The organism is Planosporangium thailandense (genome assembly GCF_011947195.1).
GTDB classification, from domain to species: Bacteria; Actinomycetota; Actinomycetes; order Mycobacteriales; family Micromonosporaceae; genus Planosporangium; species Planosporangium thailandense.
The window spans coordinates 44,329-61,835 of sequence record NZ_JAATVY010000025.1 but is presented as its reverse complement, the minus strand read 5'-3'; the positions used below and the strand labels follow the sequence as shown (position 1 = coordinate 61,835).

Annotated in this window: 15 protein-coding genes and 1 riboswitch; of the genes, 3 read left to right on the top strand and 12 right to left on the bottom strand. The window is 70.1% G+C overall.

Annotated features, from left to right (window positions below; genetic code table 11):
* Nucleotides 1-111: 111 nt before the first annotated feature.
* From HC031_RS25725 to HC031_RS25710, 4 genes are read right to left on the bottom strand one after another with little or no spacing between them, the layout of a single operon-like run.
* Nucleotides 112-999, bottom strand: a complete 888-nt coding sequence (locus tag HC031_RS25725) for an amidohydrolase family protein (RefSeq protein ID WP_167927998.1) — start codon at nt 997-999, stop codon at nt 112-114.
* Between the two features lie 12 nt (nt 1,000-1,011).
* Nucleotides 1,012-1,812: an SDR family NAD(P)-dependent oxidoreductase gene (locus HC031_RS25720; protein WP_167927997.1), complete on the bottom strand. Its 801-nt coding sequence runs from the start codon at nt 1,810-1,812 to the stop codon at nt 1,012-1,014.
* A complete protein-coding gene (locus HC031_RS25715) occupies nt 1,809-2,339 on the bottom strand; it encodes a carboxymuconolactone decarboxylase family protein (RefSeq protein WP_167927996.1) in 531 nt (176 codons plus the stop codon). The genes HC031_RS25720 and HC031_RS25715 overlap by 4 nt, the downstream gene beginning before the upstream one ends.
* 54 nt (nt 2,340-2,393) lie before the next feature.
* On the bottom strand, nt 2,394-3,722 hold the full coding sequence (locus tag HC031_RS25710; protein ID WP_167927995.1) for a cation:dicarboxylate symporter family transporter: 1,329 nt from the start codon (nt 3,720-3,722) through the stop codon (nt 2,394-2,396).
* 144 nt (nt 3,723-3,866) lie between these two features.
* On the opposite strand from HC031_RS25710, the gene HC031_RS25705 reads away from it, so the two are divergent.
* From HC031_RS25705 to HC031_RS25695, 3 genes are all read left to right on the top strand, one after another.
* Nucleotides 3,867-4,511 (top strand): hypothetical protein, encoded by a 645-nt coding sequence (locus tag HC031_RS25705; protein WP_167927994.1) that lies wholly within the window; start codon nt 3,867-3,869, stop codon nt 4,509-4,511.
* 94 nt (nt 4,512-4,605) lie between these two features.
* On the top strand, nt 4,606-5,391 hold the full coding sequence (locus HC031_RS25700) for an IclR family transcriptional regulator domain-containing protein (RefSeq protein WP_167927993.1): 786 nt from the start codon (nt 4,606-4,608) through the stop codon (nt 5,389-5,391).
* Entirely contained in the window at nt 5,388-6,392 is a 1,005-nt protein-coding gene (locus tag HC031_RS25695) for a D-2-hydroxyacid dehydrogenase family protein (protein ID WP_167927992.1), read from the top strand. Before HC031_RS25700 ends, HC031_RS25695 begins: the two co-directional genes overlap by 4 nt.
* 19 nt (nt 6,393-6,411) lie before the next feature.
* Here the strand turns inward: HC031_RS25695 and HC031_RS25690 are convergent, their stop codons facing one another.
* The 8 genes from HC031_RS25690 to HC031_RS25655 all read right to left on the bottom strand — a co-directional run bounded on the left by HC031_RS25690 (nt 6,412) and on the right by HC031_RS25655 (nt 17,148).
* Nucleotides 6,412-7,698: a DUF6986 family protein gene (locus tag HC031_RS25690; RefSeq protein WP_167927991.1), complete on the bottom strand. Its 1,287-nt coding sequence runs from the start codon at nt 7,696-7,698 to the stop codon at nt 6,412-6,414.
* Between the two features lie 7 nt (nt 7,699-7,705).
* Nucleotides 7,706-9,265: a malate synthase A gene (gene aceB / locus HC031_RS25685; RefSeq protein WP_476704276.1), complete on the bottom strand. Its 1,560-nt coding sequence runs from the start codon at nt 9,263-9,265 to the stop codon at nt 7,706-7,708.
* 44 nt (nt 9,266-9,309) lie between these two features.
* Complete coding sequence (locus tag HC031_RS25680) at nt 9,310-10,680, bottom strand: L-serine ammonia-lyase (protein WP_167927989.1); 1,371 nt, start codon at nt 10,678-10,680, stop codon at nt 9,310-9,312.
* 234 nt (nt 10,681-10,914) lie between these two features.
* Nucleotides 10,915-11,008, bottom strand: a riboswitch (glycine riboswitch).
* 69 nt (nt 11,009-11,077) lie between these two features.
* The gene (locus HC031_RS25675; RefSeq protein WP_167927988.1) at nt 11,078-11,914 is read right to left on the bottom strand and encodes a nitrilase-related carbon-nitrogen hydrolase; all 837 of its coding nucleotides are present in this window, start codon (nt 11,912-11,914) and stop codon (nt 11,078-11,080) included.
* A gap of 87 nt (nt 11,915-12,001) precedes the next feature.
* Nucleotides 12,002-13,384 carry a dihydropyrimidinase gene (gene hydA / locus HC031_RS25670; protein WP_167927987.1) on the bottom strand — a complete coding sequence of 461 codons (1,383 nt, stop codon included), beginning with the start codon at nt 13,382-13,384 and terminating at the stop codon, nt 12,002-12,004.
* Nucleotides 13,381-14,346, bottom strand: coding sequence for an N-carbamoyl-D-amino-acid hydrolase (locus tag HC031_RS25665; RefSeq protein ID WP_167927986.1), 966 nt, complete (start codon nt 14,344-14,346; stop codon nt 13,381-13,383). The genes hydA and HC031_RS25665 overlap by 4 nt, the downstream gene beginning before the upstream one ends.
* A gap of 42 nt (nt 14,347-14,388) precedes the next feature.
* Nucleotides 14,389-15,654: a M20 family metallo-hydrolase gene (locus HC031_RS25660; RefSeq protein ID WP_205863249.1), complete on the bottom strand. Its 1,266-nt coding sequence runs from the start codon at nt 15,652-15,654 to the stop codon at nt 14,389-14,391.
* A gap of 21 nt (nt 15,655-15,675) precedes the next feature.
* Nucleotides 15,676-17,148 carry an NCS1 family nucleobase:cation symporter-1 gene (locus HC031_RS25655; protein ID WP_167927985.1) on the bottom strand — a complete coding sequence of 491 codons (1,473 nt, stop codon included), beginning with the start codon at nt 17,146-17,148 and terminating at the stop codon, nt 15,676-15,678.
* Nucleotides 17,149-17,507: the final 359 nt, after the last annotated feature.

Below are 17,507 nucleotides of genomic sequence, written 5' to 3'. Positions count from 1 at the left end.
GCGCGGTCGCGGGATCGGCGGCAGCGTCGCGGCGGCCACCCCGATCGGCGGCCGCCGCGAGCGACGGGACCGGACGGATGCGTCCTGGCACCCCGTCGGCGCGTTTCGGATCTACGCCTGCCGGAAACGGAACAGCTCGGCCGGGTTGGTGACCAGCAGCTTGTGCCGCAGACCCTCGTCCGGCGCTATCTCGGCGATGAGGTCGACAAGGACCCCGTCGTCCGGCGCCGAACCTGTGATGTTCGGGTGCGGGAAGTCGGTGCCCCACACGACGCGGTCGGGCGCGTGCCGTGCGAGCAGGGCAGCGAGCACGACGGCGCTCTCGTACGGCCCTTCGGACCGGGCGGACAACCGGTCGACGCCGCTCAGCTTGACCCACACATTGCCCGTGTCGAGCAGCGCGAGCAGCGAAGCGACATGCTCGGTGTCGAGGCCGTCGCGAACGTCGACGCGGGCCATGTGATCGATGACGACCGGCACGTCGATCGTCCTGATGAAGTCGGCGTAGTCGGTGATTCCGGTGCCGGCCACGTGCACCGATATGTGCCATCCGTACGGCCGCACGAGGCGGAGGACGGCGTCCATCGTCTCCTTCGACGGCGCGCCGCCGAGGTGCGGAAGGAAGTTCAGGCGCGCGCCGCACACGCCGGCGGCGTCCAGCCGGGCGATCTCGTCGGGGTTAGTCGTGGGCGTCACCAGCGCGACGCCCCGGTAGCGCCCTCCGGACGTCTCCAGGGCGTCCAGCAGCGCCGCGTGGTCGGTGCCGTGGCACGCGGACTGCACGATGACCGCCCGATCGAACCCGAGGAAGTCGTGCAGACGCCGCAGCCGTTGCCGGGGCACGTCCACCGGTGTGAAGGTGCGCTCGGGGGCGAAGGGGAAGATGTCCGAGGGCCCGAAGACGTGGCAGTGCGAGTCACAGCTGAACGCCGGCAGCGCGAGACCGGGGCGCTTCGGGTTGTCGACAGGCGGTGGGCAGTTGGGGCTGATCTCACTCATGCGGTCGTCCTTTCAGTCGCAGCGCGCCGTCATCCCGCCGTCCACCACGATCTCCGTACCCGTGATGAACCGGGCCTCGTCCGAGGCGAGGAAGAGCGCGGCATAGGCGGTGTCCCTGCCGTCGCCGGCGAAGCCGAGCGGGATGCGGGCCTGGCGTTGCTGCAGTAGCGCCTGCACGTCGCCGCCGGCCCGCTGGTGCGCGAGCCGGGCCTCGACCATCGGGGTGTGCAGTTGCCCGGGTACGACGGTGTTGACTCGGATCCCGTCGGGGGCATGCTGTACCGCGACCACGCGGGACAGCTGGATGACCCCCGCCTTGGCGGCCGCGTAGCCCACCTGCGGGGAACCGGTCCAGCGGATCCCCGAGGTCGAGGCGATGTTGACGATGGACCCGGCCCGCTGCTGCCGCATCACCGGGAGCACATGCCGGCACATGCGGTAGACGCTGGTGAGGTTGAGGTCCAGCTGGGCGGCCCAGGCTTCCTCCGTGAGCTGTGCCGGGCCGCCGGGGTGCGAGCCTCCGACGTTGTTGACCAGGACGTCGATGCGCCCGAGGTCGCGCCGGACCTCGTCGATCAGCGCGGCGACCGACGCGCTGTCGGTCACGTCGCAGACCCGAGGTTCGACCCGGCCGCCTTCGCCACGGATCGCGTCGACCGTCGGGGCGAGGGCGTCCGCGTTGCGATCCACCGCCACGACGGTCGCGCCCTCCCGGGCGAAGATGACGGCGATCGCGCGGCCGTTGCCCCAGCCGGGCCCCACGCTGCCGGCGCCGGTGACGATGGCGACCTTGTCCGCGAGCCGCCCGCTCATGCCCGCGCCTCCGCCGCCCGGTCCGCCGGTGTGATCTGCATGGCGACAAGGAACCGCGAGACCAGGTTGTAGGCGCCCACGGTCGCGGTCAGCTCGACGATCTGCCGCTGGTCGAAGTGCTCGCCCAGGACGTCGAAGAGCTCGTCGGGAACCTCCACGTCGCGGGTCATGGCGTCGGCGTAGGCGAGGGCCGCTCGCTGGGCGGGGGCGAGCACGGCGGGCTCGCCCTCGTCCCGCAGGACCGCCAGGTGCGCGTCGCCCAGCCCGCCGCGCCGCGCCAGCGGCTCGTGGGCCGCCCACTCGTACTCGGCGCGGTTGATGACGGCGACCCGCAGGATCACGAGCTCCCTGATGTCGTCGGGCAGGGTCGATTCGGATCGGATCGCGCCGAGAAGCCGGTTCCAGCCGTCGGCCACCGGCGGGCTGTGCAGCAGCAGCCGGTCGAGCGGGGTCAGCCTGCCACCCCGGCGCGCTCGCATCCGGTCGGCGGTCTCACTGGCGTCTGCTGCGTACGGCAGCCTGGGCATTTTCTCTCCTAGCTGGATCGAGGACGGGGCACGCGGCTGGGCTGGGCTCGGCCGCTACACCGCGGCGCCGACCGCGGCGTGCTCCGCGGGCGGCGCCGCGGCCGGGGGCTCGCCGTTCAGCACGCCGCGGGCGTGGGCGACGTCCAGGACGCCCTCCCAACGGCTGACCACGAGGCTGCCCAGGATCTGGCCGCCGAGGCTGACCAGCCCGCGCATGGTGGACAGGAAGCGGTCGATGCCGAGGATGAGCATGATCCCGACGACCGGCACCGAGCCGGTGGTCGACAGGGTCGCGGCGAGGATGATGAAGCCGGAACCGGCGACGCCGGCGCTGCCCTTCGACGTGATGAGGAAGACGGCGAGCAGCCCGATCTGCTGCCACAGCGACATGTCCACGCCGAACGCCTGCGCGATGAACAGGGACGCGAACCCGAGGTAGAGGCAGACACCGTCGCCGTTGAAGGCGTAGCCGGCGGGGACGACGAGGCTGACCACGCGCTTGGGGCACCCCAGCCGCTCGAGCTTCTCGATGAGCCGGGGCATGACCGCCTCATAGTTCGCCGTACCGAGCGTGATGAGGAGCTCGTCCTTGAAGTAGCTGTAGAGCTTGAGGATGCGAAGTCCACAGAGCCGGGCGACGGCACCGAAGACGACCAGTCCGAAGAGGATGCCCACGGCCCAGAACAGCCCGATGAAGCTGCCGAGGCTCGACAGCGTACGCCCGCCGAACTTGCCCACCGCGAAGGCCATCGCGCCGAAGGCGCCGACCGGCGAGAAGTACATGACCATCTTCACGATGCCGAAGAAGACCTCACCGACGCGCTCGACCGCCGCGATGATCGGCGTACCGCGGTCACCGAGGAGCTTGACGGCGATGGCGAACAGGATGGCGACGAACAGCACCTGGAGCACGTTGCCCTCGACGAACGCGCTGACGACGGTCTTGGGGACGATGTTGACCAGGAAGTCGTACCAGTGCTCGCTGCCCGCGGCGCTGACGTAGCCCTTCGCGCTGCCGGTCAGATGCAGGTCGGACGGGTGGGCATGGACCCCGCGGCCGGGGCCGACGAGGTCCATCACCACCAGGCCGACGATGAGGGCGAGCGTGGTGACCACCTCGAAGTAGACCAGCGCCTTGACCCCGATCCGGCCGACGCTGGTCAGGTGCCCCGCGGACGCGATGCCGGTGACGATCGTGCAGAAGACCACCGGGCCGATGAGCATGCGGATCATTGCAATGAAGGTGTCGCCGAGCGGTTGCAGCGACACGCCGGCATCCGGGAATGCGAGGCCCACCACCGCGCCCAGCACGATCGCCACGAGGACCGTGACGTACAGCCGGGAGGTGAACGCCCGCTTGGCCACGCCAGCAGCACAAGCCATGAGCTACCATCCTTTTGTTCGTCCTGCGTACACAAGTTCGTCAGACGCACATAGTGGCACGGGTCGCACGCCCGCTGTCAAGAGGTGTGGCTGGTACGCACGGTCGGCGTACCCCTGAGGCGCTACGCGTTGTGGAGGTTGTGAATGGCAGCGGGGCTACTCTTCGTCCTGTCGGAACAGGGATCCGTTCCGGCCGCGGAGTTCCACGACTGGTACGACGGCGAGCACGCCCCGGCCCGCATGGCGCTGGCGGGCGTCCACACCGGAAGGCGTTTCCGCGCCACCGACGGGACGACGCCGACCTGGCTGGCCGCCTACGACATCGATCTCGATGTCCTGGCCACCCCGGCCTACCGGGCGCTGCGAGACCGGCGCAGCCCGCGCGAGCAGGCCGTCATCGACCGCCTCGCGGTGCTGGACCGACGGGTGTACGAACTGATCGACGAGCACGGCAGCATCGAGGGGTCACCGCCGGTCGTGGTGTGCACGTCCATGTCGGTGCCGGCCGACCGGGAGCCCGCCCTGCACTCCTGGTACCTCGAAGAGCACATCCCGCTGCTGCACGCGATCCCCGGCTGGCTGCGCACGCGCAGATACCGGCTCGCCGACGGGGACGCCCCGACGTTCCTGGCGTTCCACGAACTCGCCGACATCACGCCACTGGAGACCGCCGCGTACCGTCACGCCACCTCGACCCCTCGGCGCGACGAGCTGATGCGGTCGGTCACGGCGCGCGAGCGTCGCGTCTTCGCCTTCCACCGCGCCTTCGAGCCGGCGCACCGGTCCTGACCATGGACGCCGTTCTCCGCCGCGACCGGCAGACCGCATAATTGCCTGCGAACCCGAGGCGTGTCGGGCCGGAGCGTGCAGAGGAGCGGGGGCGATGTCGCGAGAGGATCCGGACGTCATCGATTCGGTAGAAAAGGCCTTCCGGCTTCTCCAGGCATTCTCGGCTGAACATCCCACGGTGACCGTCAGTGAGGCTGCCCAGCTCACGGGGCTCACCCGGGCCACCGCGCGCCGGATCCTGCTGACGTTCACGCGTCTCGGCTTCGCCGAGTCAACCGGGCGCGAGTTCCGGCTCACCCCGCACGTGCTGCGGCTCGGTTACGGGTACCTGAACTCGCAGCCGGTGGCCGAGCGAGCGCAGCCGCACATGCGGGCGCTCGCCGACAAGCTGCTGGAGTCCTGCTCCATGGCGACCCTCGACGCGAGCGAGATCGTCTACCTCGCACGCGTGCCCGCCGCACGCAGCATGTCGATCACCCTGAGCGTGGGATCGCGACTGCCCGCGTACCCGACGTCGATGGGCCGCGTCCTCCTCGCCGCGCTCCCGCCGGAACGGCTCCAGGCGTACCTCGACGGCGTCGAGCTGCGCAAGCTCACCCCGCGCACGATCGACGACGCCGAGGCCCTGCGCGCCGAGCTCGAGCGGGTACGCCAGCAGGGGTACGCCGTGGTCGACGGTGAGCGCGAGGAGGGGGTACGGTCGGCGGCGGCTCCGGTCCGCGACGCCTCCGGCGCGGTCATCGCAGCGATCAACGTGTCGGCGAACGCCGCCCGGGTCTCCCTGGAGAGCCTCCGCGAGGAGTTCGTCCCGCACCTGGTGGCGACCGCCGACGCCGTTTCCCGGGACATCGGCTTCGACGGGGCACGGGCGGTGTCATGACCGTCGAACGTCCCCTGCGCGTCGCCGTCCTCGACGACTACCAGGGGGTGGCTCTGCGCAGCGCCGACTGGTCGTCGCTGGCCGGTACGGTCGAGGTCACCGCGCTCCGGGAACACCTACGGTCGGAGGCCGCCGTGGTCGAGGCGCTGCGGCAGTACCCCGTGGTGGTGGCGATGCGGGAGCGCACGCCCTTCCCCCGCACCACCCTCGCGCGGCTGCCGCGGTTGCGGCTGCTCGTCACCACGGGGCCGCGTAACACCGCCATCGACCTGGCGGCGTGCCGGGAGCTCGGCATCACGGTGTGCGGAACGGGCGGATCGGGCCTCGCGACCGCCGAGCGGACGTGGGCCCTGCTGCTGGCCTGCGCCCGGCGCATCGACGTCGAGCTCTCGAATGTCCGCGCCGGCGGCTGGATGACCACCCTCGGCACCGAACTGCGCGGGCGCACGCTCGGCGTTCTCGGCCTGGGCCGCCTCGGCACGCAGGTCGCGGTGGTGGCCCGCGCGTTCGGCATGCGGGTCCTCGCCTGGAGCCAGCACCTCACCGAGGAGCGGTGCGCGCAGGTCGGCGCCGAACTCGCCGTCTCCCTCGATCAGGTGCTGGCCGAGTCCGACTTCGTCACCATCCACCTCGTGCTGTCGGAGCGCACGCGCGGGCTCATCGGGCCGCAGCAGCTGAGGCGGATGAAGCGCACCGCGTGGCTCATCAACACCAGCCGCGGCCCGATCTGCGACGAGTCCGCCCTGGCACGCGCGTGCGGCGAGCGGTGGATCGCCGGCGCCGCCCTGGATGTCTTCACCGACGAGCCGCTACCGCCGGACCACCCCTTCCGCCACCTGGACAACGTCCTGGCGACCCCGCACATCGGCTATGTCACCGAGGACACGTACCGGACGTGGTTCGCGCACGTCGTCGAGGACATCGCCGCGTTCCTCGCCGGCGCGCCGGTGCGCGTACTCGCCTCCCCCGGCCAGTCGGATCGCGACGACCCGATTTCGTGACCGTGGCCGGAAACCCGGATCACGAGCCTCCACCGACCCCGGAGCGACGCCGCGCCACCTCCTCCAGCGCGGTCCGGTCCAGGCCGGTCGCCGCCCGTACCTCGGGCTCGTCGAGCGCACCGCAGTCCAGGCCACGCGTCAGGAAACCGGCGAGGGCGAGCGCCGTCGCCGGCTCGTCCAGCACCCCGGACTCCGCCCGCCGGGTGTACGCGGCGAGCCGCGCCGCGGCCGCACCGAAGCCGGCGCGGAAGAACGCGTACGTGGCGAGAAACCGGGTCGGCAGGTGCCCCGGGTGCAGGTCCCAGCCCTGGTAGAAGCCGCGCTCGAGGGACCGGCGGACCAGCCGGGCGTGCAGCCGCCACGCCGCGTGTACCTCCGCGGTACCGCCGACCGGCAGCACGTTGGTCGAGCCGTCGGAGCACCGCACGCCGGTACCGGCCGCCGCGACCTGCATGACCGCCTTGGCGTGGTCGGCGGCAGGGTGGTCCATGCTCTGGTACGCGGCGGCCACGCCCACCGAGGCGCTGTAGTCGTAGGTTCCGTAGTGCAGTCCGGCGCAGCGTCCGGCGGCCGCGTGCACCATCCGGGCCACCGCCGCCGTCCCGTCGGACGCGAGGATGGACTGCGGCGTCTCCACCTGGATCTCGAACCGCAGCCGCCCGTCGGGCAGCCCGTGGGCGTCCTCCAGCCACCGGCAGACCGTCACCATGGCCTCGACCTGTTCGACGGCGGTGACCTTCGGCAGGGTGACCACGAACCCGGGCGGCAGTCCGTCGGCGCCCCGCCGGTCGAGCAGCCGGGCGAGGACGAGGTCGAGCGTGCGCAGCCCGCGTCGGCGGCTGGCCCGCTCGAGGCACTTGAACCGGATCCCGAAGAACGGCGCGCCAGGGCGGTCGGCCAGCGCGTCGGCGGTGGCGAGGGCGGCCGCGTCCTCCGTACCGTCGCCGCGCCAGCCGTACCCGTCTTCGAAGTCCACCCGCAGGTCCTCGATCGGCTCGGTCGCCAGCTTCGCGCGGACCCGGTCGAAGACCTGCGCCACCACGGCCGGGTCGATTCCGGTGGCCGCCGCCAACGCGGCGGCGTCCGGGGCGTGCTCGTCGAGCAGCGCGAGCGCCGTGCGGCCCCAGTCGGCCACGGTGCCGCCGCGAAACCGGTCGGCCGGCACGTACACGGTGTGCACCGGCTGCCGGGTGCCGGGGTCGCCCGGGTAGTCCCGGGCGAGCCGGGTGTCCGTCTCGGCGAGCCGCACGTCGAGCTCGCCGAACAGGGCCTCGTCCAGCACGAGCCGGCCGCTGTCGATGGCCATGCCCGCCTCAGTCGATCAGCTCGTAGGCGGGCACGGTGAGGAAATCGGCGAAGTCGTCGGCGAGCGCCACCCGCTCGAAGAGGTCGCGCGCCTCGGTGAAGCTGCCGCCGTCGACCCGGTCACCGCCGGTCTCGTCGAGGATCCGCCGGACGAGGTCGGCGGTTACCGGTGCGCCGGTGTCCAGGACGACGCCGTTGTGCAGCCACTGCCAGATCTGCGACCGCGAGATCTCGGCGGTGGCGGCGTCCTCCATGAGGTTGTTGATCCCGACGGCGCCGCTGCCGCGCAGCCACGCGTCGAGGTACCGCAGGGCCACCGAGACGTTGTCGCGCAGGCCCTGCTCGGTGGCGCGGCCGGGGGTCGCGCGGACGTTCAGCAGATCGGAGGCCGCCACCCGCACGTCGTCCCGCAGCCGGTCGACCTGGTTGGGCCGGTCGCCGAGGACCCGGTCGAAGACCTCCCGGCACACCGGCACGAGGTCGGGGTGGGCCACCCACGAACCGTCGAAGCCGTCACGTGCCTCGCGCTCCTTGTCCTCGCGGACCTTCGTCAGCGCCCGCTCGTTGACCTCCGGGTCGCGCCGGCTCGGAATGAAGGCCGCCATCCCGCCCATCGCGAACGCGCCACGGCGGTGGCCGGTCGAGACCAGCAGTTCGGTGTACGCACGCATCATCGGCGCCGTCATGGTGACCGCTCCCCGGTCGGGCAGCACGAACGCCGGCCCGGCATCCCGGAAGTTCTTGATGATGCTGAACAGGTAGTCCCAGCGGCCGGCGTTGAGACCGGAGGCGTGGTCGCGCAGCTCGTACAGGATCTCGTCCATCTCGAACGCCGCGGTGATCGTCTCGATGAGGACCGTGGCCCGGACGGTGCCGACCGGGATCCCGAGCGCCTGCTGGGCGTGGACGAACACGTCGTTCCACAGCCGGGCCTCCAGGTGGCTCTCCGTCTTGGGCAGGTAGAAGTACGGACCGCTGCCGCGGGCGAGCAGCTCGGCCGCGTTGTGATGGAAGTACAGTCCGAAGTCGACGAACGCCCCCGCCACCGGTTCGCCGTCGACGAGGAGGTGCCGCTCGTCGAGGTGCCAGCCGCGGGGCCGCATCACGATCGTCGGGTACGGGTGGTCGCCCAGCTCGTACCGCTTGCCTTCCGGGGAGCGGTACGAGAGGGTACGGCGGACCGCGTCGGCCAGGTTGACCTGGCCCCCCGAGACGTTGCGCCAGTGCGGGGTGTTGGCGTCCTCGAGGTCGGCGAGCCATACCCGGGCCCCGGAGTTGAGCGCGTTGATCGCCATCTTGCGGTCGGTGGGGCCGGTGATCTCCACGCGCCGGTCGGTGAGGTCCGCGGGCGCCGGCGCCACCCGCCACTCGGCCCGGCGCACCTCCGCCGTCTCCGGCAGGAAGTCCAGCCGCCCGGTTCGGGCGATCTCCGCGCGGCGCTCCCGCCGCCGTGCGAGCAACTCCTTGCGCCGTGCCCCGAAACGAGCGTGGAGGTCGGCGACGAACTCCAGCGCCGCCGGGGTGAGCACCTCCTCCTGGCGGTCGACGGGCTCACCGGTCACGCGGATGTCTGGCACGGCTGGCACCTTTCTGTCGATTCTGTCGGTGAACCTCAGCACTCGATGACGTTGACGGCGAGGCCGCCCCGGGCGGTCTCCTTGTACTTGACCTTCATGTCGGCGCCGGTCTCGCGCATGGTCTTGATGACCTTGTCGAGGCTGACGACGTGCTGACCGTCGCCGCTCAGCGCGATCCGGGCCGCGTTGATCGCCTTCACCGCGGCCATGGCGTTACGTTCGATGCACGGCACCTGAACCAGGCCGCCGACGGGGTCGCAGGTCAGGCCGAGGTTGTGCTCCATGCCGATCTCGGCCGCGTTCTCGACCTGGGTGTGGGTACCCCCGAGCACCTCGCAGAGCGCCCCCGCCGCCATCGAGCAGGCGGAGCCCACCTCCCCCTGGCAGCCGACCTCTGCCCCGGATATGGATGCGTTCTGCTTGTACAGCACACCGATCGCGCCGGCGGTCAGCAGGAACCGGACCACGCCGTCCTCCGACGCGCCCGGTACGAACCGGCGGTAGTAGTGCAGCACGGCGGGGATGACCCCGGCCGCGCCGTTCGTGGGGGCGGTGACCACTCTTCCCCCGGCGGCGTTCTCCTCGTTGACGGCGAGGGCGAACAGGTCCACCCAGTCCATCACCCGCAGCGGGTCGGTGGAGTACGGGTCCTCGACGAGCCGGCGGTACAGATCCGGCCCACGGCGACGCACCTTCAACCCACCGGGCAGCACGCCCTGGTTGGTGATACCGGCCTGGACGCAGTCCTGCATCACCTGCCAGATCCGCAGCAGCCCCGCCCGTACCTCGGCTTCCGGCCGCCACACGGTCTCGTTCGCCAGCATCAGGTCCGAAATGGACATCCCGGTGTCGGCGCACCGCCGGCACAGCTCCTCGGCGGTGCCGAACGGGTACGGCAGAGCCGTGTCGTCGGGCTTCACCCGGTCGGCGCCGGTCGCGGTCTCGTCGACGACGAAGCCTCCGCCGACCGAGTAGTACGTCCGTTCGCGCAGTGGCGCGCCCGTCGCGTCGAACGCGGTGAACCGCATGCCGTTCGGGTGGAACGGCAGGGTGGCACGGCGGTGCAGCACCAGGTCGGCCTCGGCCAGCGCCACCGGGTGCTCGCCCAGGAGCCGGACCGACCCCGCCGCTTTCGCTTCGGTCACCCTCGGCAGCACCGTGGCGGTGTCGACCTCCTCCGGCGTCTCCCCCTCCAGCCCGAGGATGACCGCCCGGTCCGAGCCGTGTCCGTGTCCGGTGGCGCCGAGCGATCCGAACAGCTCCGCTCGCACGCGGGCGACGCGCTCGAGCACACCGTCCTGCTTCAGGCCGAGCGCGAAGGTACGGGCGGCGCGCATCGGGCCGACCGTGTGCGACGACGACGGTCCGATGCCGATGGAGAACAGGTCGAACACACTGATCGCCATCAGACGCCACCCTTCCCGACCGTGGCGCCGAGCGGGGCGTGGCTGCCTTGAAGAGGCGTCTGCCTGGACACCGGTTGCGTCATTCGGGAGGCTCCCCTGGTCGTGGCTCCGCGGATGCGCAGCCGTGGTGGGTAACCTCCCCCTCTGTCATCACGGCCTGAGAGCTTCACCGCCCGGTATGAGCGGTTTGCACCGTTGGCGCAGGACGCACGGGCCCTGTCTTTCCAGAGTCGCCTCGCCGCGGCGGTCATTGTGCCTGAGAGATTCTGGGGAGAGTTGCTCCTTCGGCGCCATGCCCGATCGGCATGGACTCTCCCGCTGCGGTTCGAACAGCGCAATATGTACTTGTTCATCGTGACTATAGCCGGTGCCATGGACAGGCGTCAGCCGACGCCGATCACGGGCGGACGAGGTCCGCGTACGCGTCCGGACGGCGGTCGCGGTAGAAGGCCCAGCGGTTGCGGACGGTCTGGATGAGGTCCATGTCCAGGTCACGAACGATCAACTCGTTCGTGCTGCGGTCGCCGACGTCGCCCACGAACGCGCCTTCCGGGTCGACGAAGTAGGAGCTGCCGTAGAAGTCGTCGTCGCCGAGCTCCTCGATACCGACGCGGTTGATGGCGCCGACGTAGTACTCGTTGGCGACCGCCGCGGCGGGCTGCTCCAGCTTCCACAGGTACTCCGACAGGCCCGCGCTGGTGGCGCTGGGGTTGAACACGATCTGCGCGCCGTTCAGTCCGAGCGCCCGCCAGCCCTCCGGGAAGTGGCGGTCGTAGCAGATGTAGACCCCGACCTTGCCGACCGCGGTGTCGAACACCGGGTATCCACCGTTGCCCGGACGGAAGTAGAACTTCTCCCAGAAACCGTTCACGTGCGGGAGGTGTTGCTTGCGGTACTTGCCGAGGTACCTGCCGTCCGCGTCGACCACGGCGGCGGTGTTGTAAAGGACTCCCGGCTGCTCCTCCTCGTACATCGGCAGCACCATGACCAGACCGAGCTCCTTGGCGATGGCCTGGAAGCGCTGGGTGGTCGGGCCGGGGATGGCCTCGGTGTACTCGTAGTACCTGGTGTCCTGCACCTGGCAGAAGTACGGACCGTAGAACAGCTCCTGGAAGCAGATGACCTGGGCACCCGCCGCGGCCGCCTCGTACGCCCGCTCCTCGTGGTGGGAGATCATGCTTTCTTTGTCCCCCGTCCAGGCGGCCTGCACCAGAGCCGCGCGCACCGTCGTCATGTCGGCTTCTCCTCGGTTGTCCTCGTTGTCATCGGTGGTTGGTCGCCGCGGGTGACCGGGATCCGGCCACCCGCGGCGAAAGGCCTGTTACAGCGACGCCCGCGCGATGAAGTTCCCGCGCCCCTCACGCCCGACGTACTTGCCGTTGCTGGCGATCAGCTCGCCGCGGGAGTAGACCGCGTCGATCCGGCCCGGCAGCTTCCAGCCCTCGTACAGGCTGTAGTCGACGGCCTGCGTCTGGGTGGCCGCGGAGATCGCCGTCTCGCCGTTGGGGTCGAGGACGATGATGTCGGCGTCGGAACCCGGGGTCACGCTGCCCTTCTTCGGGAACAGCCCGAACTGCTTGGCGGGCGCGGTGGAGGTCACGTCCACGAACTTCTCCAACGTGATGCGGCCCTCGGCGACACCACGGCCGTACATGACGCTCATGCGCTGCTCGACGCCCGGCCCGCCGTTCGGGATCTTCCGGAAGTCGTCCCCGCCGAGCCGCTGCTTCTCCTCCAGGCAGAACGGGCAGTGGTCGGAGCTGACGACGCTCAACGAGCCCGCGGCGATCCCGCGCCACAGCGCATCCTGGTGCTCCTTGGTACGCAGGGGCGGGGTGAGCACGGCCTTCGCCGGCAGGAAGCCCGGCTCGTCGTACACGCTGCGATCGAGCGCGAGGTAGTGGGTGCAGCTCTCGCCGGCGACCGGGAGGCCGTCAGCCTGGGCGGCGCTGAGCGCGGCGACCGCGCCCTCGGTGGACAGGTGGACGAAGTAGATCGGCGTCCCGGCCAGCTTCGAGATCATGATTGCCCGCTGTACCGCCTCCACCTCGGTGGACGGCGGCCGGGCGATCTCGTGCGTGGCCGGGCCGGTCTTCCCGGCGGCGATGAGGTCGTCGGCGATCCGGTCGATGACGTCACCGTTCTCCGCGTGCACGCACACCTGGGAGCCGACGCGGTTGGCGGCCCGCAGGACGTCGTACATCTCGCCGTCGTGCAGCATCAGCGAACCCCGGTAGGCCATGAATACCTTGAAGCTGGTGACCCCGGCGGTCGCGACGTCGGCGAACTCCTTGGTCGCGCCCTCGTACAGATCGGTGATGCACATGTGGAAGCCGTAGTCGATGACGGCCTTGCCCTGGGCCTTGCGGTGGTGGGCCTCCAGGGAGTCCAGCAGGCGGTGCCCCGCGGGCTGCATGGCGAAGTCGACGATCGTGGTCGTGCCGCCGACCGCCGCGGCCTTGGTCCCGGACTCGAAATCGTCGGCGGTGTTGGTGCCCATCATCGGTGAGTCGATGTGGGTGTGTACGTCCACGCCGCCGGGCAGCACGTACCTGCCGCGGCAGTCCACCCGTTCGACCTCGCCGAGCGGCACGTTGGAGAAGTCCCCGACCGCCTCGATCCGGTCGTCGACGACAAGGACGTCGCAGGTCGTACGGCCTGCGGAGCTGACTACCGTTCCACCTTCAAGCAGAATCTTGTTCATGCGTCTCTCCTAGCAGCGGTTGTGACCGGGGGCTGGTCGAACGACACGGGGACCGGCTCGCCGCGACCCACCCGGTCGACGATGAGGCGGTAATGCTCGGGCCGGCGGTGGGCGGCGAAGTTGAAGACACTGGTGCGGTAGATCTCGCTGAGGCCCAGGTCGACGTCGGCGACGATGAGCTCCTCGCCCTCGGAGCGCGCCTTCGCGACGATCTCCCCGCTCGGCGCCACGATCGCCGAACCGCCGATCATGTGGTGGCCGTCCTCGTAACCGCACTTCGCGGCGGCCGCCACCCACACGGAGTTCTGGTACGCGCCCGCCTGAAGCGACAGGAGGTGGGTGAACATCTTGGCGTGCGGCTCCTCCTGCCACCCCGGCACGAAGACCGGCGTGTTGTAGCCCAGGACGACGACCTCGGCCCCCTGCAGGGACAGGCAGCGGTAGACCTCAGGCCACCGGCGGTCGTTGCACAGGCACATGCCGACCTTCACGCCGTCGACGTCGAACACCCCGAAGCCGAGGTCTCCCACCTCGAAGTACCGCTTCTCGGCATGCTGGGCGGGTACGTCGTCGAGCCGCTCCGCGTGGCCGGGCAGATGGATCTTGCGGTACTTGCCGACGATCCGGCCTGACCTGTCGACCAGGATCGACGTGTTGAAGCGCCGTCCCCGCGGATCGATCTCCGCGTACCCGAGGTAGAACGCCACACCTCGGTCCGCTGCCAGTTCGAAGAGCGGGGCGACGTCGTCGCCCGGCATGCTGCGCTCGAAGAACCGGTCGGCCTCCGCGGCGTCGTCGTACCAGTACCGGGGGAAGAACGTCGTGAGGGTCAGTTCCGGAAAGACGACCAGGTCCGCACGCTGGTCGGCGGCCTGCTCGAGCAGGTTCGCGAGACGGCCCACGACCGCCCTGCGCGTTTCTGACAGCTGGATCCCGCCGACCTGGGCGACCGCGATTCTCATGTCAGTACCCGCTTTCTGTCACGTTGTCGGGAGGTCGGCGCGTCAGGCGACCGTGCGGTCGAGCGCGACGAGGGTGGCGGCCAGCGCGTCGACGCCGGTGGCGATGTCCTGCGCGTCGGTCCACTCGTCCGGTGAGTGGCTGATCCCGCCGTTACGGGACGGGATGAAGATCATTCCGGCCGGCGCGAGCGTCGCCATGTGCACCGCGTCGTGTGTCGCCCCGCTGGGGATGGGCATCCACGGGATGCCGAGTCCGTCGAGCACACCGGCGGTGGTGTCCTGCACGACCAGGTCGGTCGGTACGACCTCGTTGTCGGTCGACCAGTCGACCTCGACGTCGACCCCGCATGCCTGGGCCGCCTCCAGGATCTGCTCCGAGACCCGGCGGCGGGCGCCGTGCAACCAGGATGCGTCGATGCTGCGTAGCTCGCTCTGCAACGTCACCCGGGACGCGACGACGTTCGGCGACGGGTTGGCGTTCTCCACCTTCGTCGTCGTCGCCACGCCGTGCACGGGCGCTTCGCAGCCGGTCCGCTGGATGGCGAGTACGGCCTGCGCCGCGGCCACCATGGCGTCCCGGCGGTCGGTCATCGCCCGCGTCCCGGCGTGGTCGGCGCGGCCGAGGAACCGGGCGATGAGCCGTTCGATCCCGGTGATCGCGGTGACTACCCCGATCGGCAGGTTCTGCTCGGCGAGCGTCGGCCCCTGCTCGACGTGGAGCTCGACGAACGCCTTCACCGTGCCGGGCACCCACACCGGCGTACCGATCTCGCCGGGATCGATCCCGTCCACGGCCAGCCGCTCGTGCAGTGGCACGTCGTCCTGGTCGCGACGGTCGAGGAACGACTCCGGGATCCCCTCGGCCGCCGCACGACTGCCGAAGCAGCCGAAGCCGAAGTCGTTCGTCTCCTCGCCGAAGAAGTCGACGACCAGGAGGTCGTGAACGAGCTGGACGCCCGACTCCTGAAGACAGCGTGCGGCCTCGATCGCGCCGAGCACCCCGCAGATTCCGTCGAACCGACCGCCGCCGACCACGGAGTCCGTGTGTGATCCGGTGACCAGGGCCCCCGGACGGCTCCCCTGACCGGGGAGCCGTCCGAGGATGTTGCCCGCCTTGTCCCGGGACACCTCCAGACCCGCCGACTTCATCAGCGCGGCGACCCAGGACCTCGACTCCCGATAGGGCTCGGCGAGAGCGCGCCGGGTCCAGCCGGGCATCGACGCATCCACGAACTCCGCAAGGGCGTGCAGGTCGGCGGTGAGGCGGTCGATCTGAGCAGCGGCCAGGTTCCTGCTGCGATTCATCATGAACCTATTCCTTTGCGCGTCCTACGACGCCACGGACTCTCCACTTGCGACAACCGCCGGCGCGGGTCTGGGTGCGAGCGCCGCCCGTTCGGCCCCGTTGAGGAGGTAGTAGCTCACGCCGCCGAGCAGCACCCCGATGGGCCAGGAGAAGTGGGCGAGCACGCTCAACGCGGGAACGTACGCCGCGGCCAGCGCGGCCACCCCGGCGATCACCAGGCTCACGATCGCCTTGCGGTTGAAGCCCTTCCGGTAGAAGTACGGCCCGTTCGGATCGTCGGAGTACAGCGCCGCGACGTCCACGACCCCGCGCCGGACCAGGTAGTAGTCGACCAGCGTGATGCCCAGCAGCGGGCCCATGGTCGCACCCACACCGCCGATGAAGTAGTTCACGGCGATGGGGTTCGAGTAGAGCTTCCACGGCATGACCAGCAGAGCGAGCACCGCGGTGATGACGCCGCCGGTGCGGAAGCTGATGTACTTCGGTGCCGCGTTGGCGAAGTCGTAGGCCGGCGAGACGAAGTTGAGAATGATGTTGATGCCGACGGTGGCGATCGCCACCGAGATGATCGCGACCAACAGCATCGCGACGCTGTCCATGTCGGCCAGCATCTGCAGCGGGTCGGTCACCGCCTTCCCGTACACCTTCACCGAGGCCAGTGCGATGACGACCGAGACGACGCCGAACGCCACACCGTTGAGGAGGAGTCCGAGCTGGTTGCCCCGCCGCACGTCGCGGGCGTTGGGTGCCAACCGGGTGAAGTCGGCGAAGTTCAGCATGGGACCGCCCATATAGGCGGTGGTGATGAAGATTGCGCCGAGCAGGGCGACGAAGGTGCCTCCCGGCGCGTTGCTGACGGCCTCCCGGTAGTTCCAGTTCAGGCTCCAGTGCGCCCGGTTGAGTACCCACACGGCCAGGGCGATCATCGCCACCCAGATCGTCGTCCCCGCGAAGTCGGACAGCTTCCGCACGGCTTCCATGCCTCGCCACAGCACAGCGAGCTGAGCCGCCCAGAGCACCAGGAAGCAGAGCCAGCCCAGCCCGGACAGCCCGAGGAAGGAGGCCGTCGTCATCCCCTTGGCGGACGGGAACACCTTGACGATCAGCAGCATGACCGCGGCGGAGGCCAGGTAGGTCTGGATGCCGTACCAGGCGACCGCGACGATCGCACGCAGGATGGCGGGAATGTTCGCGCCGTACACGCCGAAGGAGATCCGCGCGAACACGGGGAACGGCACACCGACCTTCTGGCCGGCGGCACCCATCAGGTTGCTGAACAAGTAAATGATCACCAGGCCGACGATCAGGCCGACGGCCATCTGCCAACCGCTGATGCCCAGGACGATCAGGCCGACCGCCATGGCGTAGCCACCGAGGCTGTGCCAGGCGGACATCCACCAGGCGAACAGGTCCCAGGCCTTCCAGTGACCGGCCTCGGATCTCGGGGCGATGTCTTCGTTGTATAACTTGGAGTTCTGCGGCACGGTTGTCGCCATCTCTAAATCCTTCGGATTCCCATGAGCTACACCGTCTGCGGTGGCTTCGGCTGGATGACAGCTCGGACGCCCGCGGGACGTCCTTTGTTGTGCGGCAGTCGCAGGGAAGGCCCATCAACGTGGGAGTGTGTCCGTCACCTTCGGTTTGCCGACTGAGGAGTTGCGTTCCTCCGGTTGTGCGGTTTGCGGTTCTGCGGTCGCCGGCCGCGAAGGCCGTCACTTTCATCCGTGGGCTCGCAGCCCTGACCGGGCTGCCGGGAAAGGGTGCTCGCGGCGTATCCGTCCGCCCGCGAACAACGTCTTCGTAACGCCGGCTCCCCTGAGCGGGGCCGCCGACCATTGCGTGCTAACGTTCGCGC